Below are 19,013 nucleotides of genomic sequence, written 5' to 3' on the forward strand. Positions count from 1 at the left end.
TCCTTCTTTTACTTATTAGTTATAATTACATAAAAAATTAAATAGCACGTTGTAATAACATTGATTTGATTTTTCCTATTGCTTTTGTCGGGTTTAATCCTTTGGGACAAACACTGACACAATTCATAATATTATGACAACGGAATACACTGAATGCATCATCTAAGTCTGCAAGTCGCTCTTCTGTTGCATTATCACGACTGTCGATAAGGAAACGGTAGGCCGCTAATAAACCGGCAGGACCAATAAATTTATCTGGATTCCACCAAAAAGAAGGACAAGAACTTGAACAACAAGCACATAAAATACATTCATATAAACCATCGAGTTTTTCTCTCTCTTCTGGTGTTTGTTTGTACTCTCCAACGGGTGGTTGACGATCATCAGGAATCAAGTAGGGTTTGATTTTTTCATATTGAGTATAAAATTGGGTCATGTCTATGACTAAATCACGTATTACGGGTAATCCCGGTAATGGACGTAATATTACTTTACCTTTCGACAATAAATCCGACAATGGAGTGATACAGGCTAAGCCATTTTTACCATTCATATTCATACCATCGGAACCACAAACGCCTTCCCGACATGAACGACGAAAAGATAAGGTAGGATCCTTCTCTTTCAGAGTCATTAAAGCATCAAGCACCATCATATCAGAGCCCTCTGCAATATCTAAAGACATATCTTGCATATAGGGCGCGTTATCAACATCAGGGTTATAACGATAAATAGAAAATTTCACTTGCATAACAATAGCCTTTTTAATAAACACGTGCTTTAGGAGGGAAAGGTTCACGCAATACTGGTTTCATATTAACATCACGCTTACACATCTCTTCGGTTTCAGGATTAAAGATGCTGTGGCATAGCCAACTTTTATCATCCCGATCCGGGTAATCAAAGCGGCTGTGTGCGCCTCGACTTTCCGTTCTAAAATTAGCGGCCATGGCAGTTGAAAATGCAGTTTCCATCAAGTTATCAAGCTCTAAACATTCAATGCGGTTAGTGTTAAATTCGGTACTTTTATCGTCTAATTTTGCATTTTTCAAACGCTCACGCAGTACTTTCAGTTCAGCTAAGCCTTCGGCCATTGCCTCACCATCTCTAAAGACAGAGAAATTGTTTTGCATACACTGCTGCAGATCTTTTCTGATTTGATTTGGACATTCAGTGCCGTTACCTTTTTCCCAACGGTTAAAACGTTCCAGTGTAGCATCAATATTTTCCTGGGTAGGCTCCTTAGCTGTGTTTTCTTGCGCAAGCACCACACCCAAATGTTTACCTGTCGCACGGCCAAATACCACTAAGTCTAACAGTGAATTACCACCTAAGCGGTTAGAACCGTGTACTGATACGCATGCTATTTCACCGACTGCAAAGAGTCCTTTAACTTCTACATCTTTACCGTTTTCATCCAATTTAAGCACTTGACCATTGACTGTTGTTGGTACGCCACCCATTTGATAATGACAGGTTGGAATAACTGGAATAGGCTCTTTAACAGGATCAACATGCGCAAAAGTACGTGATAATTCCATAACACCTGGTAATCTCGACTCTAAAACATCTTTACCTAAGTGGTCTAGTTTTAATTTAAGGTGTACGCCCCACGGCCCCTCGCAACCGCGACCTTCACGAATTTCAATCATCATTGCACGGGCAACAACATCGCGCCCTGCTAAATCTTTGGCATTTGGCGCATAACGTTCCATAAAACGTTCGCCATCTTTATTAAGCAGATAACCACCTTCACCACGACAGCCTTCTGTTACTAGTGTACCTGCACCAGCAATGCCAGTCGGATGGAACTGCCACATTTCCATATCCTGCACTGGAACACCCGCACGCAGCGCCATGCCAACACCATCGCCGGTGTTAATATGTGCATTAGTGGTAGAGGCGTAAATACGACCTGCTCCACCCGTTGCAAGCACGGTCGCCTGTGCTTTAAACATCACTACTTCGCCAGACTCAATATCAATAGCAGTACAGCCAACAACATCACCGTCATCATTTTTTACTAAATCAAGTGCATACCACTCAGAAAAAACGGTGGTTTTATTTTTAATATTCTGCTGATAAAGTGTGTGTAATAAAGCATGACCAGTACGGTCGGCAGCTGCCGCAGTACGAGATGCTTGACCTTGACCATATTCTTTAGACTGCCCGCCAAAGGGACGCTGGTAAATACTGCCGTCTTCAAAACGAGAAAAAGGCAAGCCCATATGTTCAAGCTCGCGTACAACTTCAGGCCCGATTTTACACATATACTCAATAGCGTCCTGGTCACCGATATAATCAGAGCCCTTAACGGTATCATACATGTGATACTGCCAATCATCTTCATGGGCATTACCCAATGCGACAGTAATACCGCCTTGCGCTGAAACAGTATGAGAGCGGGTTGGAAAAACTTTACTTATTAAGGCACAACTTTTGCCTTCTTCTGAAATGGAAAGTGCTGCGCGCATACCTGCGCCACCCGCACCAATCACAATAGCATCAAATTCACGAATCGGTAAACTCACCTTAAACACCCCACAAAATTACAAAACCAAAAATAACATAGACAAATGCCGTTGACGTTAATAAAAACTGTAATGCAGCACGCAACAAAGCATTTTTAACGTAATCAGTTAGCACTTGCCAAAGACCAATCCACGAATGCACTAGCATTGCAATTAATGCAAACAAAGTAAATACCTTGGTTAGCGTCAATGAGAAAAAATCAACCCACGTAAAATAGTCAATGTCTGCAAAAGTTACAAAACCTACAAGATAAAGAACATATGCCAATATAATGATCGCACTTGCACGTGTTAAAACATAATCATGAACTCCGTTTCTACCGAAGCTGCCCACAACGTTTACCATACTAATACCCCTGTTAATACTGATAAGATAGCCGTGATTATAAATCCAACTTTTGCACTCAAAGCGGCACTTTCTAATTCTTCCCAATAACCCAAATCTTGAATCATATGGCGTACACCAAATACAATATGGTAAGTAAGCCCGGTTAGCGCTGCCCAGATAATAAATCCAATGAAGAAATTATCTATATATCCCATCACATTATTAAAATCTGTTTCTGAAGTTAAGGACTGATTTAACAGTGTTAAGAATATTGCTAATGCAATAAATACGATGATCCCAGATATTCGATGCAATATTGATGCTGTTGCAGTTATCGGGAATTGAACCGTGGTTAAGTCTAAATTTTTAGGTCTGTCTCTGCGCACAATGAGGTCTCTTTTTATTAGCCGATAAGAAGTTTTTTTTAGCAGGTACATTGTTAGCATATTGTTGACATAATGTCAGTCATATGACGTTTTTTTGTGATACAAACGCAATTATAATCCGGTTATCTGAGGAAAAGTACAAATTATAACCACTTGTTATGGTAACTAAGAATTGATGTGATAATTTGATGATTTAATGATTTCTTGTCATTGGATTTTAAAATTCTAGTGCAGATCATTTTATAAAATGTTCAGTTCGACTTTTTCCACTTTTTAAACCAAAAGTTATTTGGTTTTTTTGATAAAAACATGATACTTTACAAGTTTCACTGGCTGTCATTTGTATCTGCTACTTACCTAAAAAAATATATATACTTCGACAAAAAACATGCTTTGGTTAATCATGACCCCTTAGTGTGGATAAAATTTTTTGCAGCTATTTTGCAGTTATAAAGCAGATTCATTACAAGCCTAAAGCTGATCCTGCTCGCTGAACGAAATAACGTTGCTCACCGGTTAATCCTGGATCCTATTGACCTTTCTAGTACAAATTTTATTCAATATCGCATTGTTCTAAGCAAGACATGAGGAGAGCAGCATGGTTATTCTATGTAAATTGTGAATATAATGCAGAATGCTGACAGCCTATCTAGGATAAGGACACAACGCAGGCTCTGGCTTGTATAAAGCACGCACAGATTGCTGTAAAAACGCACAGCAAAGATCAACAGATTCTTGTGATTTAATTTTAAATTCTCTATTATAAGTTTTGTACTAACGTTTTGCACTCATGTCAGCTAGATAGTCGATAGTATCATCTAAAATTAAAGTATTCCGTTAAATTAGAGCAGAACAGCTCGCAAAGTTGAACTGTTAAAATTGACAAGGCTAAATTTAGCCTGTAAAAATATGCGGGTTAAATTCTTGTAATGCTTGTAATTCTTAAAAGAAATGGAGATAGAACAAATGTCTGAACAAAAAGCAATACTTCAATTACCTGGACAAGAAGCAATAGAACTACCAATCATGAAAGGGACTGCCGGTAATGATGTCATTGATATTCGAAGCTTAGGGAAAGCAGGTTATTTTACCTATGACCCCGGTTTTCTAGCAACAGCTTCTTGTGAATCAGCAATAACCTTCATAGATGGCGACAAGGGAATCCTATTACATCGCGGCTATGGAATTGAAGAATTAGCTGAAAAATCTGACTACCTCGAAGTTTGTTATTTACTGTTAAATGGCCAATTTCCTGACCAGGAACAGTCAGAAAAATTCCATCATGTTATATTACACCATACAATGATTCACGAACAGTTAGCAAAACTGTACCAAGGTTTCCGTCGCGATTCTCATCCAATGGCAATCATGTGTGGTGTTGTTGGCGCATTATCAGCTTTCTACCATGACTCTCTTGATGTTACCAACGAAACTCATCGTGAAATTACCGCTTACCGTCTAATTTCTAAAATGCCAACCTTAGCGGCCATGTCCTATAAATATTCAAATGGTCAGCCCTTTGTTTACCCTGACAATAGCCTTTCATATGCAGGTAATTTCCTGAAAATGATGTTTGCTGTTCCCTGCGAGGAGTTCAAAGTAAACCCCGTACTTGAACGTGCGATGGATAAAATATTTATCCTGCATGCAGACCATGAACAAAATGCGTCTACTTCTACCGTCCGTCTGGCTGGTTCATCGGGTGCTAACCCATTTGCGTGTATTGCCGCAGGTATCGCATCTTTATGGGGTCCTGCACATGGTGGCGCCAATGAAGCTTGTTTGAATATGTTAGAAGAAATCGGCAGTGTTGAAAACATTCCTGAATATATCGATAAAGCAAAAGATAAAAATGACCCATTCCGCTTAATGGGCTTTGGACATCGGGTCTATAAAAATCACGATCCCCGTGCAACTGTTATGCGAAAAGCCTGTCACGAAGTATTAGATGATCTGAACATTAATGATCCTCTTCTTGACGTTGCTATGGAGCTTGAAAGAATTGCGCTTGAAGACCCATATTTTGTAGAGAAAAAACTCTACCCGAATGTGGATTTTTATTCTGGTCTGGTACTGCGGGCAATGGGTATTCCTAAATCAATGTTTACGGTTATTTTTGCGATTTCCCGTACTATTGGTTGGATATCACATTGGAAAGAGATGTTAGATCAACCTGGACTGAAAATTGGACGACCACGTCAGTTATATACTGGTGAAGTTGGACTAAAAATTGATGACGTTAAAAATCGTTCTAACACATAGCAAATGAATAAGAAGTGATCAGAATTACTGTTGAAAGCGACACTAGCTGTTTTGCTAGGACTCATTTATCCGGTTCAATACTTGATCATTTTTGTTATACATCAGCAACCACTTAAAAGTAGTGGTTGCTGAATATTCAAATCTTATAGGCGTAGTTGCCACTAAATTTATTCAATCCTACCGCGCTTCTTTCCTTTTCTAAATTTGTAAATATCGATGACTCTATACATTCCAGAATTGCCCATAAATAATACTATTTTCCCAGACACAAGCTTAGCGTTAAGCGATCCCGATGGCCTTTTGGCTATGGGCGGGGATTTAAGTCCGCAACGAATCATCAAAGCTTACCAGCAGGGTATTTTCCCCTGGTTTAGTGACGGCCAGCCCATTTTGTGGTGGAGCCCTTCACAGCGCGCCATCATTCAACCAAACCTTGTGCATATCAGCAGCAGCATGAAAAAAATAATTAGCAAAAATAATTTCTCTCTTTCTATCAATCATGCCTTTCACGATGTGATTGACGCCTGTGCGGCGCCCCGGGGAAATCAAAACGAGACATGGATTACTTTCGATATGATCGCGGCATATCAAAAACTTCATCAACAAGGTATTGCCCATTCCATTGAAGTGTGGCGGGATAATAAGTTGGTGGGTGGTTTATACGGTGTCTGTATTGGCAGTGTATTTTGTGGTGAGTCGATGTTTAGCAAAGAGGATAATACTTCTAAAATCGCCTTTATAGCCTTATGCCAGCACTTTGATAAATTTAAAGGCCAGTTGATAGATTGTCAAATATTAACCAAGCATCTGCAAAGTTTTGGAGTGCAAAATGAATCTAGAGACAATTTTATAAATTATCTTAACCAATATAAAAATATAAACATAAATAAAAAATGTTGGGACAAACAGACTATTTTCATAAAAAACAGATAGGCAATAACGCCGTAGAAAGGAGCTACAAACGCTGCCCAAGGGTTCAGCTAAAAGCATTTTGCTCTTTGTTGCAAGGTATTTACTTAAATGACTACGCTGCACACCTCGCGGTGCGATTAAAACGCTTTTATCACCAACAAAAATTAACCACGAAAGATAAACAGGCCCTCGCTTATTACATTACCGGTGAACAAATATTGAATTGTTTACTCATTCCGGCTAAAACGTCCTTTCTTGAAATGAGTCCGATAAATTTATTATTTTCATCTACAACGGGGTAAATTTTTGGCTTTGCAGATAACATAAGCTGCGCTAGGTCAATAATACTCATGGTTGCTTTAACCGTCAGGGGAGTATTAACCATCACATCCTCAACTAACGCAACTAATTCGCAGTAGTAACTTGCTGCCAGCATTTTAGCTAAACAATCCTGCTCAGATAACCAACCAATAACATGGCCGCGATCATCAAGAACAGGCCCTCCAATCTCTTTACTCACGAGCAATTTAGTAACCGCACTTTCAATTGGCATCTCTTTTTTGAAAAAAATACTTTTACCGGACATGCAGTGTAATATTTGCAGATTTTCCATATAAATCTCCTCTTAATGTAATTAAAGTTTAATCTTTTTTGTCTGTTTGTCGATGATTTTACAATAAATATGAGGGTTCCACGGAAATTTAGTTTCCTTCGCATATGTTTCCTCGCTAAACTACCCCATATACATATTCAAGCATTAAGGTATTTTATGGCTTCTCTACAAGAACAACTGATGAAATCCGGTCTTATCAACAAACAAAAAGCACAGCAGGTACAAACGGATAAACGCCGTAAAGCAAAACAAAAGAAGAAAAAAGGGAGCGTTGAAGTTTCTGACATGCAAATGTCGCTCAACGATCAAAAACAACAAAATAAACAACAAGATCTGGATAAAAATAAAAAAACACAAGCAGAATTAGCGTTGCGCGCAGCACACGGTAAATTGATTCAGATGATTGCCCAACATTGCGAAAAGAATTATCAAGGTGAAATTGACTATCATTTTACCTATAACAACAAAGTTAAACGCATTGCAGTTGATAGTAAAACACAGCAGGGCTTGATTCGTGGTAACTTAGCGATTTGTGTATTAAATGAAGCATTTTATTTAATTAATAAAGAGGCAGCGGGCATATTAGCAGAGATTGATTCCTCAGTATTGGTCGCTTTACATGACACAAAAGAGCCATTAGAAGCGCTCGAAGATGATCCTTACGCTGATTTTGCTATTCCAGATGATCTTATTTGGTAAATTTATCCACTAAAAATAGCTCCTAGAATGACTTGAAGATGCATTTTCAAGTCATTCGGATATAAGCGAGTCTTTTTGATGTTAAGGACACCCTTTTTACGACCCTCTTTAAATTAATCTCTAAAGTTATTAAACTGAAATGCCTGGTCGAGCTCCGTCCCTTTAATCAAGGTCATCACGGCCTGTAAATCATCACGTTTTTTTCCTGTAACACGCAGTTGTTCACCCTGCACGGCAACCTGAACTTTCATTTTATTATCTTTAATAAGTTTAATTAATTTCTTAGAAGTTGGTTGATCTACCCCTTCTTTAAATTTAATAACTTGTGTCCATGTTTTCCCTGTGTGGTTTGGTGTTTCCGGATCCATTGCACGCGAATCAACTCCGCGCTTAATCAAATTTGTACGCAGCAGATCCATAAGTTGTCTTAACTGTGAATCATGCTCTGCTGACAATTTTGCTACGTCATTAGTGATTGAAAGACTTGCTTTCACACCTCGAAAATCAAAGCGAGTAGCAAGTTCACGGTTAGCATTGTCAACGGCATTTTGAAGCTCAGACGTATCAATTTCTGAAACAATATCAAATGATGGCATTTTATTATCCTGTTTTTTATTAAAAATTTAATAACGCTAAGTTACCAGAAAACTTCAATTTCATCTATGTTATGATCTTTAAAATAATTATTTCAGGCTGAAAATATGTGGCAAATTATAGGTGCGGGCGCAATAGGTTGTTTATGGGCCGCTAACTTATTGCGGATCAGAGAAAAAGTCCAGCTTATCACTCGCCGCCCCTGCACAGCTAACCTCCTGCAATATCAGGATTTATTAAAGCAGCAGTTTACTTTTCCTATAACGACCAGTACATCACTCAGCAGTACTTCTGATCCTGTCTTAGTCTGCGTGAAAGCAACACAAGTGATACCCGCCATTACAACACATCTAGCCTCAATAGATGCAGAGCAGGCTATTATTTTAATGCATAACGGCATGGGCTGTGCTGAGCAGGTAGCAAAATTATTACCTGACAATCCAATTATCTGCGCAACAACGGCAAATGCAAGTTTACTGCATTCTCCATTAAATATTGAGCAAACGGGCAAAGGTGTCACCTACTTGGGAGCCTACAACAATAAGGGAAAACTGTTTCAATCATTACAGGTGCCTCTGAATTCTGCCCTTACCAATACCTGCTGGTGTGAGGATGTTAATGAAAAATTATGGCTTAAACTAATCATCAATATGGCTATCAATCCATTAACAGCCATTCATCAAATAAAAAATGGACAATTAAAAGAGTCTTTTTTTCAAACGCAAATCAACAGTCTGGTAAATGAAAGCTTAGCAGTGGCTAACGCTGAAGGTGTTACCTTTAAAAAAGAGGAAATATTAGCAATTATTCAACAGGTAATAACATTAACAGCAGAAAATCTTTCCTCCATGAACCGGGACATTTTTTATCGAAGACACACTGAAAATGAGTTTATTGCGGGTTATTTATTAAAATCAGCCACCTTTAAGCAGATTCATACCCCGACAATTATGCGCCTTTATCAACAAATAAAGGCATTGGAGCAAGCCGCTCTTGCCGAACAATGATAGCCAAATAATACATCTTGAAATTTTGCCAACGTTAACCTGATGCGGGATTAAGACATGATTTAAAGCTGCTGATAATGAAAAACATGATCTGATAAGCTATTAATTAATATCATATTTTTAGAGCCTTTAAGAATATTAATTTTTTCTGGACGGTCATTGAATCCATTAATTTGAATCTCATTTTCAGTTGTTTCAAGATAACCAAATTGAATATTGCCAGGCAGCATATTCCAACTGCGTAAATCTGCGTTTTCCGTGGCAACGGTTGCCAGATTTAATAACAGCCCGACAAGATTGTCTTTTTGAGTGACACGACGCACCAGTTCATATTTAGCTAATGCGCGGGTTGTGGTCAGTAATAAAATAGAAGGCGTTTCTCGCTCTAAATCTTCTCTTACCAAGTCGTCTACATTTTCCACTATTTCGGTACGGACCTGTTGCTTAGAGAGCCTTAATTGAGCACCTCTAATACGCTGTTCTACTCTTGGATAATCAGGCATTGATATTCTAATTAACTGTGCGAAATTTTGGCTGGGCAGCACCACGGTTCTTTCAACCTTATGACTGACCACGCCGTCGAAATACAAAACAAATACTTGATTATCTGTCTTTTGACTGGGCTTAGGCAAATCCGGGAAGCGCTTTTGATAGTTGACAAACTGCTGCTCAGCACCCAATTTAAAACTCATCCGCAGTAATGCTTGTTTTAATCCAAGGGGGAGTGGCATAACACGTTGTGTAATAATATCCTGTGCAAATCGATAGCTTATCAGAGCATTGGATTGTTCATTTAACAGCTCATAAACAATACCGGCAATAAGATGAGCACTTGCTAGTTGGCCATTTAATGAATCTTTTTCGGCGAGTTTTTTCATAGCAATATCAGCTTGCAGTATTTCTACCCGCGCACCTTCTAACTCGTTCTTAAACAAATAACTGAGGGCTAAAATATTATGCACCATCACCCGATCAGTTGGGTAACCGCTATAACTTCTTAAGGTTTCACTTAACGTGCCCGCCCCCACATTCTCGCTGATTGAGGTAGCTTCTAATACAGACATCTCTTTTTTGGCTAAAGAAAGTGTTGTTATTGCACTGTCGAAATCTCCCGTGAGAAACGCCAACAAACCTTTATTAAGGTGGAATTGCGCATTATCCCGCGCTTTGGGTTCAGCATCTTGTAACTGTGCCAAAACACGCTCTGGCGATTGGGTATTTAAGGCCGTTGCTAACCGGTTAGAATCTCTTTGGTATGCTGTGCAGCCAGAAAGTAGCACAATAACGACAATCAATAATATTTTCTGCATACAGTTACCGGAAAATAAGATGGAAGAGCAAAAACCAGGCATTATAACAAATCCACTCACTGGATATTCTCCTTAGTGGAATGGTCATAATGCCTGATGAAGTCGGTTATTACTGGCGTAGTCGACTGTTTCTGACCAGTTTTTTAATCTTCTTCTCGCCAACCCAAACTTTACGGTTATCTTTAATGCTGATTAATTCCAAATTCACCTGATAATAACGCACTTGGGTTTTGCCTTCCATATCGATAATAGTATTAATTTGTCCCTGCATCATAAAATCAGCGCCATACTCTTGTCTTGCTACATTACGAGACTCGGCTGTTGCATTTAAATCTTGATCGCCACGTTCCGCACGGACTTCTTGACGCGCAACCGCTGAAGCGACAAATTGCACTTTGCCCGAATTGATTAATTCACGCTCCATATTAGCAACAAAGGTATTAGTATTAATATGCTCATGGCTTAAGTTTTTAACTGACCCCACAATGACCGCAGGATCTTTACCTGTTTGGGTAACAAACTGGACAATCCAGGGGCGAGACAATGAATCGTCAATCATTTCCCGTGCTACCAGTTGCGAATCAGTATCATTCCATGCCCCGCTTAAATCAATTTGCTCTTGAGCATCTATTCGTTCAACCGATGTTGAACAGGCGGTCAGTATAAAAGTAACCGCCAAGGCTGCCCATAGATTTTTTTGTGTTTTCATTGTTGACCCATCCTTTTAGATTAAACTCTGCCCGATTATAGGCATTAAACAGTTATTTTTCAGCAAGAAATCAACTTTCCAAGCGGTTTTCCGCCCAACAGGTGCAGATGTATATGATATACCTCCTGACCACCGTCTTGATTACAGTTCATAATTAAACGGTACCCGGATTCTGCAATCCCCTCCTGTTTTGCCAATTTTTTTGCCACCGTATACAATTTACCAATTAGCAGCTCATCTTCTATTTCTATCTCATTAGCAGTGGCAATGAGTTTATTCGGAATAATTAAAATATGCGTTGGTGCCTGAGGGTTGATATCTCTAAAGGCCGTCACGAACTCATCTTGATAAAGCAATTCCGAGGGGATCTCTTTATTAATGATTTTTCTAAAAATGGTTTCTTCTGCCATCATATTTCCCTTAAGTTAATTAGCTGTTTTTCTACCGGTTAAAATCAAAAATGCCTTATTACAACGCTATTATTACCGTTCTGAAATCGCGCCTTTACCCACGCCTTCATAAGCATACACAGTGACTTTTTTATCACCCATCCGGGCTTTTATCTGTTCACAAATAAATTCAGAGAGAGATTCTACTGTTGTATCATTGGGTAAAACTTCAGCGCGCCCTGCCGGTATAAGCAGCTCAAAATAACCTTGTACCGCGTCGTAAGCGGTGTATATTTCAGCACTATTATTTTTTCCTGCTACAAGAAAAGACAAGTCTGATTCTGTAATAATATCTTCAGCACTGACCAGGTAGATATCCTGCCAACGTTTAGCCCATTCTTCTGCCAGCGCTTCACTGTATTTATCATCAATAAATATATCGATTTTAGAACGGTGCCCATGAGCAATACGCTGACAGTTACCCTTATGTTTTTTTAATCCATGCGTGTAATGGTAATAGGGAGTGGTAATATTTTCACTACGTAATTTAATGTCAAGCCCCAATACGTTTTCAGGTAACTGCGGCAGAATAATTTGCTCAAGATAAGTCTCTAATACTTCAATAGAAACGGTTTTGCTTTCCAGTAAACAATAGGCTTCATTTGGACAGTTTAATTGTATAACGTCACTATCACCGAGTTCGAAATTAACTTGTGTTCTATGGCCCTCTGGAGTGACAGTGCAATTATCTGCTGACTGTGGTAACAATAATTTATGATCTACTTCGGCATCAATAATAGTTTTAATCTGTTTTTTTACCAATGAGAAATCAAGGACCATGGATTGCTCATTAAGCGCCCCTGTTAATATAACATCCACTAAATAACTTTCACCGACAAAACCTCGATTTTTATCTAAATATGACGCATCGATAACCGTTAAATCACGTACAAATAATTTCATTCTATCCTCATTCAATAAACGACAATCAAAATCTGTATTTTCTTGCCGACTTTATGCCTATTTTCGTTAATATTATTGTAACAATACAACAAAGCGCTTTGTTAAAATGGCGGGTTTTGATCATCCTTTTGATTATCATCGGCAAAGTTATCACGTTTTAACTGTTCGCGTAAATTAGGGGGGATCCCCTGGATAGTTAATGTATCGCTATTCGCATCATAAAATATGCGTTCCCCAAGGTGTTTTTGATCAAAACTAATGCTTATCCCCCCCCCTTGCCCAACATATTTGGTCAGCTTTCTAACCACACTACGGTCGACGGGAAAACTGTTTTCTAATTGATAATCTTCACTCACAAAGTCGTAAAAACTACCCTCAAGTTTTGGTGAGTCCTGAAGTTGTTCTGATAACACGGAAAGTTCAATATCATCCCCCTGTTTTAACTGTTCATTACAATATTCAAAGGCAACTTCACGTACTTCTTTTTTCTTCGCAACGGGTAAGGCCTGATTTTCGCAAAATTCATCAACGGCCTTCATTAGCCCCTGATTTTGCTCTTTTGCATCAAAACCTTCCTGTGCGCCCATAAAATCCAGGAAAAAATCAGAAACTTTACGCCCGGCACGACCTTTAATAAATGAGATGTAACGATTTGACTGCGGATCCCGCGCCAATAAGGTTAAATCAATACGTGCGACAAGTTGTATTTTGCTGGTTTCAATATGCTGACTCTCCTGCAACTCAAGATTTTCATTAACACTGACTGAGTGATTATTTTGCAGTAATGCAATAAATAAATAATCACTTGCTGTCCAACTGTATTTGCTGATTAATAGAATCCCCTCTTCCGCAAAATCATGCTTTTGCAACTCTTCAACTAAACAACTGGCGGTTTTTTGTGAAAATCTCACAAAATCGAGCTGTTGAGACATATAATCCGTCAACGCCTCTCTAAACAGAGGTGATTTATCAGTTTTATCTCCAAAAGAAGCAAAGGCTTTATTCGTTTTACTTTGGTAAGTACGATGCAGTTTGGTTAAAAATTCATCGATAGAAGCTGAAATAGGTAACTCCCCTTCACGCATTTTACATTGTAAAATCCCTTCAGGGTTGTAGGATAAAGAATGTAAAATAATATTACTGGCAGAGATGTTCATAAATTTTTGCACCATATTAATAAAGAGATAACCGTAAATTATACAGAGTGAATGAATAAATAGTCTATAATTTCTATTCACTGTATAAAAATAAAAACAAGCGACCTTAAGTGATTGGTATAATTGATAGAGTAAGTTATTATCACATTTTTTACTTTAAAGTGAGCCAGTGACTATGCCAATTATTTCTAAATATTCAAACAAAAAGATCGAAACAATACTTGATGAAGTAATGGAAGTTCTTCATCAAAATGATGTTTCTGTCGATTTAAGTTTAATGGTATTAGGCAACGCCATCACGCACGTCATTAATAGTCAGGTTCCAGTTGACAAACGTGCACAAATCAGCGAAAAATTTGTCAAAGCACTTTCGGTTTCGATTAATTCTAAAGAAAAATAAAGAATATGGTAGAAACAGGTAATAAATTCCATGATAAAGTTTCCAGCTTAATAAACTGGGGGCATTGGTTTACTTTTTTTAATATAATCATTGTGTCCCTTATAGGTTTACGATATATCGCCTATGCAGGTATGGCGGATTCCTTTGCCGGTATTATTTATCAATTTATTAGTTTAATTGGGCATTTTAGTTTTCTTTGTGCAGCTGTCTTTATGCTGATTTTATTCCCCTTGGCATTTTTAATCCCTTTCCCGCGTTTATACCGGATTATTGCTATTTTTATCAGTACCATCTTGATCACTTTTTTAATTATTGATACGCAAATATTCAAAATTTATAATTTTCACCTTAACCCTTTAATTTGGCATTTTTTACAAAGTCCCTCTCAAGTCGAGCAAATTTATACAATTAACCTGCATTACATCTCGATTCCGATTATCTTTATTATTGAACTATTTGTTTCCTATTTTGTATGGAAAAAATGCCGTAAATTACAGGCTAAACGTATTGGTAAACCTATTGCAGTTGTACTGTTTAGCGCCTTTGTTATTACGCATTTAACGTTTATATGGGCGGATGCAAAGCAATATCGTCCCATTACCCAACAAAAAGCAACCTACCCACTCTCCTATCCAATGACGGCACGTACTTTTTTGAAAAATCAGGGCTGGTTAAGTGAGAATAAGTTACATGAGCGTATCAGTCGCCAGAGTAATGAGTTTAAAAATGAATTACGTTATCCGATAACGCCATTAACTTTCCAGACAACAAAATCTGCGCAAAATATTTTATTAGTGACCGTTGAAGCCTTACGCGCAGACATGTTAAATGAACAAAACATGCCCAAGCTTTATAAGCTTAGCCAACAGGGATTAAATTTCAAAAACCATTACAGTGGTGCGAGTAATCGGGCTCAAGGTATTTTTAGCTTATTTTATGCTTTGCCAAATAATTACTGGTCAGATATAACGCTTAATTATATCCCCCCCGTGTTACTAACCCGTTTACAACAACAGCACTATCAGTTTGGCTTATTTTCAAGTATTGGCTTCAATCAACCCGAGTTTTTACAGAGCAGTTTCAGCAACTTAAAAACAGAGCATTTAAAAAATGCGAATGCAGAAAATGGTAATCAGAAGATCACCAAAGAATGGTCTCAGTGGTTAAATCTGCAAAATGACACAAACAGCTGGTTCAGTTTTTTATACTATGAACAACCGGATAAATCGTTTTTACATAACACTGATCATGTCAGTTTTATGGATCACACCAAAAAACTTGCCTTATATCAAAAACAAGTATTAACCATTGATCAACAGATAGCTCAAATAATAAAAGCCCTGAAAAGCAAAAACCAACTGGAAAATACGATCGTTATTATTACCGGAACGCATGCCGTGTCTTTCGCAAAAAACAGTTCTGCACAAAGCGCGATCAGCGATGCACATGTCCCACTGGTGATCTTATGGCCAGGTGAAAATGCCGGTCAAATTTCTCGCATGACAAGCCATTTAGATATTGTCCCGACCTTGATGGAAAAATCTTTAGGCGGCCAATCTAATGCCAATTTGTATAGCAGTGGACAAAGTTTATTTGATGAGAGTGAACGTCAGTTTTTATTGTCAGGGGATTTAAACAAATATGTAGTGTACGAAAAAGAAAGAATCACTCAATTTTCAGATGATGGTGAAGTCAATAGTATAGATTGGAATGCTAATCCGCTTGCCGAGGATAAAGATGATGTCACCTTATTGATTAAGGTTGTATCACAGTTACGCCGTTTTAATCGTTAGTTGTTAATAATGGGCGCAGGAAAATAAATAAGAGCAAGGCGTTTAATTGAGTGGAAAGAAATGACGTTATACCAATTCCACTAATTAAGTGATCTGTTTAGGCGCTGGGAAAACCCATGAAAGCAAGGCATTGATTGCAGTAACTAGTTGTTCTAATTATAAAATCAATAACGAAGCTAGCATGTGTTTTAACCAGCATAAATGAACAGAAAATTAATGGATTTGGTATTAGTCTTGCTATCAGCAGGATTGATCTGATATTAATGCGTAGATATGCTTAAACGAAAAAAAGGCTTCTCAATGAGAAGCCTTTTTAAATGTGGCTGAATAAAGAGCAGGAGAGATTCAGACTCTCATAACCTATAAAACCAGTCGTATAAAACAAAAAACCGCGGTAAAAAAGCGGGCTTTTAATGTGTGGCTGAGTAAAAAACAGGGGAGATTAAGACTCTAATGACCTATAAAACCGGTCGTATAAAACAAAAAACCCGCTGTAAAAAAAGCGAGTTTTTAATGTGTGGCTGAATAAAAAGCAGGAGAGATTCAGACTCTAATGACCTATAAAACCGGTCGTATAAAACAAAAAACCCGCTGCAAAGACAGCGGGTTTTCAATGTGTGGCGGAGGAGGAGAGATTTGAACTCTCGGAGAGCTATTAACCCTCGCTGGTTTTCAAGACCAGTGCATTCAGCCGCTCTGCCACCCCTCCGGAACGAGGCGTATGATAAAGATATCCAGATACAAAGTCAAGTGCTTTTAAAAAATGTTTTATATTTACTCTTTTTATAGCATTGCCTCTTTTATTAAAACGCAATCACCTTTATATTTAACACTGTCAAACAGCTGAGCTTATTTCCTTTCAAAATAGGCTGTTTATATCGACATCTATCTAAGGTTTTATTTTATGTTTCAGAACAATCCGTTGCTAAGTCAATTAAAAAAACAAATTCAAGAAGATATTCCCAAACGTCAGGGAAAGGTTAAAGCAACTGATCGTGGTTATGGCTTTTTAGAAACAGATAAAGGTAAACGTTTTTTTATCCCGCCAAGTGAGATGAAAAAAGTATTACACGGCGATCAAATTAATGCATTTATTCGTGGTAAAGGTGATAAATCAACTGCGGAGCCAAATCAACTCAAAAAAACAGGTTCAGCTGTTTTTATTGCACGGTTAGTTATCAAGCAAAAAAATATCTCTATTATTCCAAAAAATCCCCTGCTTAAAGGATTTTTTAAAATAAAAGGCAGCCAATCTTTGCAATCCAGAGGATATCAAGATGGTGATTGGGTTAAAGTTGAATTAGTAAGCCATGCGCTCGAAGGAAATGGTTTTTTAACTCAGATTATCGAAAAAATAGCCGATGCCAGTGATCCTTTTGCCTATCGTTTATTAACCGTCGCAACTCATAACCTAGCCAACAAAGCCCCTGAATTTGATCATCCATGGAAAATTATTGATCCACAATTATCCCGTAGCGATTTAACTAAAACCCCCTTTTTTACTATTGATGGTGTTAACACCCAAGATATGGACGATGCACTGTACATCGAAGCTGATGAGAATGGTTGGAAATTGACCGTCGCGATCTCAGATCCATCCGCCTACGTACCAGAAAATAGCGACATGGATGCTGAAGCTAAACGTCGTGCCTTTACGTTATATCTACCTAATTTTAATGTGCCCATGTTGCCGCGTGATTTGAGTGACAGTCTTTGCTCATTAAAAGAGGGCGAAAAACGGGCAACACTCTGCTGTACTATCCATATTAATAAAAAGGGTGAAATTGAGGGTGAACCCGCATTTTATGGCGCATGGATAAAATCTCATTATCGCCTTAACTATACGGATGTTTCCAATTATCTCGAAAATGAAGAGCTCAGCAATGATTGTTGGAAACCCAGTACACAACTTGCCGAGCAACTGCGCACTTTGGATTCGCTCTCCCTAAAGCGTCTACAATGGCGAACTGATAATAATGCTGTCTTTAAAAACCAACCTGATTACACCTTAAAACTAAACAATAAAGGTGAGATTTCCGAAATACTCTGCGAACCAAGGCGCAGTGCTAATCGCCTGGTAGAGGAATCGATGATTGCCGCCAATATATGTGCAGGTGACTTTTTAGCAAAACATAAACAGCAAGGTGTGTTTAATACCCATTCAGGTTTTTCCAGTGAGCGCCTGGGAAAAGTAGTCTCTTTACTGAGTGAGTTTGGCATTGAAAGTGATATTCAAACATTAGCCACCGTTACAGGTTATACAAAAATACGCCAACAAACGAATTTATTGCACAACAGTTATCTGGACCACAGATTGCGTAAACTGCTCAGTTATGCCGATATTAAAAACACACCAGAAGCACATTTTACCCTTGGGGTCGACCACTACGCGACGTGGACTTCTCCTATCCGCAAGTACGGTGATTTACTTAACCATCGTTTGATTAAATCAGTGTTGTTAAAAGAAGATAATATTCAGATCGATAATGAGATCGGGCAGGTGCTTAATGCAGCCCGTAAATTACAACGTTTAGCCGAAAGAGATGTTAATAATATTCTTTACAGTCAATATCTAAAGAATCAGGTAGAGTCCAAGTGGCGCTATAAAGCGGAGATTTTTGATATTATTAAAGCGGGTATCCGGGTCAAAATACAAGAAAATGGGGCGACTTTCTTTATCCCTTGCTCACTACTGTGCAAAGACAGCAGCGATGCCACAAAAATCGACTGCAATCAAGCATTAGGAAAAGTTATTATTGCACAACAAACCGAATTACAACTCGGGGATGTGATTGATGTGATGCTTAATAATGTCAAAGTGGAAAGCGGTCAATTAATCGGAAAGCTTGCCGAATCATTGACAATTAGCGAGTAATTTAATCGGTAAAATTTATTTTTCCGATTAAATATCAATCACTTAAAAACCATAAAAACATCATGGTTAAGAAAGCATCGCAGAG

General features: G+C 38.2%; 18 protein-coding genes and 1 tRNA gene. 7 read left to right on the forward strand and 12 right to left on the reverse strand.

What is annotated here, in order from left to right; genetic code table 11:
• Nucleotides 1-37: 37 nt before the first annotated feature.
• The 4 genes from PING_RS11615 to sdhC are packed head-to-tail and all read right to left on the reverse strand — an operon-like array spanning nucleotide 38 to nucleotide 3,245.
• Nucleotides 38-751, reverse strand: a complete 714-nt coding sequence (locus PING_RS11615) for a succinate dehydrogenase iron-sulfur subunit (RefSeq protein WP_011770554.1) — start codon at nucleotides 749-751, stop codon at nucleotides 38-40.
• 13 nt (nucleotides 752-764) lie between these two features.
• On the reverse strand, nucleotides 765-2,531 hold the full coding sequence (gene sdhA / locus PING_RS11620; RefSeq protein WP_011770555.1) for a succinate dehydrogenase flavoprotein subunit: 1,767 nt from the start codon (nucleotides 2,529-2,531) through the stop codon (nucleotides 765-767).
• Between the two features lies 1 nt (nucleotide 2,532).
• Nucleotides 2,533-2,877 carry a succinate dehydrogenase, hydrophobic membrane anchor protein gene (gene sdhD, locus PING_RS11625; protein WP_011770556.1) on the reverse strand — a complete coding sequence of 115 codons (345 nt, stop codon included), beginning with the start codon at nucleotides 2,875-2,877 and terminating at the stop codon, nucleotides 2,533-2,535.
• Entirely contained in the window at nucleotides 2,871-3,245 is a 375-nt protein-coding gene (gene sdhC, locus PING_RS11630) for a succinate dehydrogenase, cytochrome b556 subunit (RefSeq protein WP_157035358.1), read from the reverse strand. Before sdhC ends, sdhD begins: the two co-directional genes overlap by 7 nt.
• Before the next feature lie 966 nt (nucleotides 3,246-4,211).
• On the opposite strand from sdhC, the gene PING_RS11635 reads away from it, so the two are divergent.
• Both PING_RS11635 and aat read left to right on the forward strand, forming a co-directional pair.
• The gene (locus tag PING_RS11635) at nucleotides 4,212-5,507 is read left to right on the forward strand and encodes a citrate synthase (RefSeq protein WP_011770558.1); all 1,296 of its coding nucleotides are present in this window, start codon (nucleotides 4,212-4,214) and stop codon (nucleotides 5,505-5,507) included.
• Nucleotides 5,508-5,723: 216 nt separating this feature from the next.
• Entirely contained in the window at nucleotides 5,724-6,440 is a 717-nt protein-coding gene (gene aat / locus PING_RS11640; RefSeq protein WP_011770559.1) for a leucyl/phenylalanyl-tRNA--protein transferase, read from the forward strand.
• 175 nt (nucleotides 6,441-6,615) lie between these two features.
• Here aat and PING_RS11645 read toward each other — a convergent pair whose 3' ends face one another.
• Entirely contained in the window at nucleotides 6,616-7,032 is a 417-nt protein-coding gene (locus tag PING_RS11645; RefSeq protein ID WP_011770560.1) for a CBS domain-containing protein, read from the reverse strand.
• Nucleotides 7,033-7,188: 156 nt separating this feature from the next.
• Here PING_RS11645 and PING_RS11650 point away from each other — a divergent pair, with 156 nt between their 5' ends.
• Nucleotides 7,189-7,731 carry a DUF2058 domain-containing protein gene (locus tag PING_RS11650; protein ID WP_011770561.1) on the forward strand — a complete coding sequence of 181 codons (543 nt, stop codon included), beginning with the start codon at nucleotides 7,189-7,191 and terminating at the stop codon, nucleotides 7,729-7,731.
• A gap of 113 nt (nucleotides 7,732-7,844) precedes the next feature.
• Here the strand turns inward: PING_RS11650 and PING_RS11655 are convergent, their stop codons facing one another.
• On the reverse strand, nucleotides 7,845-8,327 hold the full coding sequence (locus PING_RS11655) for a YajQ family cyclic di-GMP-binding protein (protein WP_011770562.1): 483 nt from the start codon (nucleotides 8,325-8,327) through the stop codon (nucleotides 7,845-7,847).
• Nucleotides 8,328-8,432: 105 nt separating this feature from the next.
• On the opposite strand from PING_RS11655, the gene PING_RS11660 reads away from it, so the two are divergent.
• Nucleotides 8,433-9,332 carry a ketopantoate reductase family protein gene (locus PING_RS11660; RefSeq protein WP_011770563.1) on the forward strand — a complete coding sequence of 300 codons (900 nt, stop codon included), beginning with the start codon at nucleotides 8,433-8,435 and terminating at the stop codon, nucleotides 9,330-9,332.
• A 62-nt stretch (nucleotides 9,333-9,394) separates the two neighbouring features.
• On the opposite strand, the gene PING_RS11665 is transcribed toward PING_RS11660, so the two are convergent.
• The 5 genes from PING_RS11665 to yejK all read right to left on the reverse strand — a co-directional run bounded on the left by PING_RS11665 (nucleotide 9,395) and on the right by yejK (nucleotide 13,860).
• Nucleotides 9,395-10,642, reverse strand: a complete 1,248-nt coding sequence (locus PING_RS11665; protein WP_041767209.1) for a COG3014 family protein — start codon at nucleotides 10,640-10,642, stop codon at nucleotides 9,395-9,397.
• A 109-nt stretch (nucleotides 10,643-10,751) separates the two neighbouring features.
• On the reverse strand, nucleotides 10,752-11,351 hold the full coding sequence (locus tag PING_RS11670) for a penicillin-binding protein activator LpoB (protein WP_011770565.1): 600 nt from the start codon (nucleotides 11,349-11,351) through the stop codon (nucleotides 10,752-10,754).
• A gap of 59 nt (nucleotides 11,352-11,410) precedes the next feature.
• Nucleotides 11,411-11,761, reverse strand: a complete 351-nt coding sequence (locus PING_RS11675) for an HIT domain-containing protein (RefSeq protein ID WP_011770566.1) — start codon at nucleotides 11,759-11,761, stop codon at nucleotides 11,411-11,413.
• 72 nt (nucleotides 11,762-11,833) lie between these two features.
• Nucleotides 11,834-12,703: a 6-carboxytetrahydropterin synthase gene (locus PING_RS11680; protein WP_011770567.1), complete on the reverse strand. Its 870-nt coding sequence runs from the start codon at nucleotides 12,701-12,703 to the stop codon at nucleotides 11,834-11,836.
• 101 nt (nucleotides 12,704-12,804) lie between these two features.
• Nucleotides 12,805-13,860, reverse strand: a complete 1,056-nt coding sequence (gene yejK, locus PING_RS11685) for a nucleoid-associated protein YejK (protein ID WP_011770568.1) — start codon at nucleotides 13,858-13,860, stop codon at nucleotides 12,805-12,807.
• 175 nt (nucleotides 13,861-14,035) lie between these two features.
• Here yejK and PING_RS11690 point away from each other — a divergent pair, with 175 nt between their 5' ends.
• Together PING_RS11690 and PING_RS11695 are read left to right on the forward strand one after the other, a co-directional pair.
• A complete protein-coding gene (locus PING_RS11690; RefSeq protein ID WP_041766440.1) occupies nucleotides 14,036-14,260 on the forward strand; it encodes a YejL family protein in 225 nt (74 codons plus the stop codon).
• A 5-nt stretch (nucleotides 14,261-14,265) separates the two neighbouring features.
• Nucleotides 14,266-16,053, forward strand: a complete 1,788-nt coding sequence (locus PING_RS11695; protein WP_011770570.1) for a DUF3413 domain-containing protein — start codon at nucleotides 14,266-14,268, stop codon at nucleotides 16,051-16,053.
• Between the two features lie 618 nt (nucleotides 16,054-16,671).
• Here the strand turns inward: PING_RS11695 and PING_RS11700 are convergent.
• A tRNA-Ser gene (locus tag PING_RS11700) sits at nucleotides 16,672-16,762 on the reverse strand.
• Between the two features lie 195 nt (nucleotides 16,763-16,957).
• Here PING_RS11700 and PING_RS11705 point away from each other — a divergent pair.
• Nucleotides 16,958-18,928, forward strand: a complete 1,971-nt coding sequence (locus PING_RS11705) for an exoribonuclease II (protein ID WP_011770571.1) — start codon at nucleotides 16,958-16,960, stop codon at nucleotides 18,926-18,928.
• Nucleotides 18,929-19,013: the final 85 nt, after the last annotated feature.

This window comes from Psychromonas ingrahamii 37 (assembly GCF_000015285.1).
Taxonomy (GTDB): Bacteria; Pseudomonadota; Gammaproteobacteria; order Enterobacterales; family Psychromonadaceae; genus Psychromonas; species Psychromonas ingrahamii.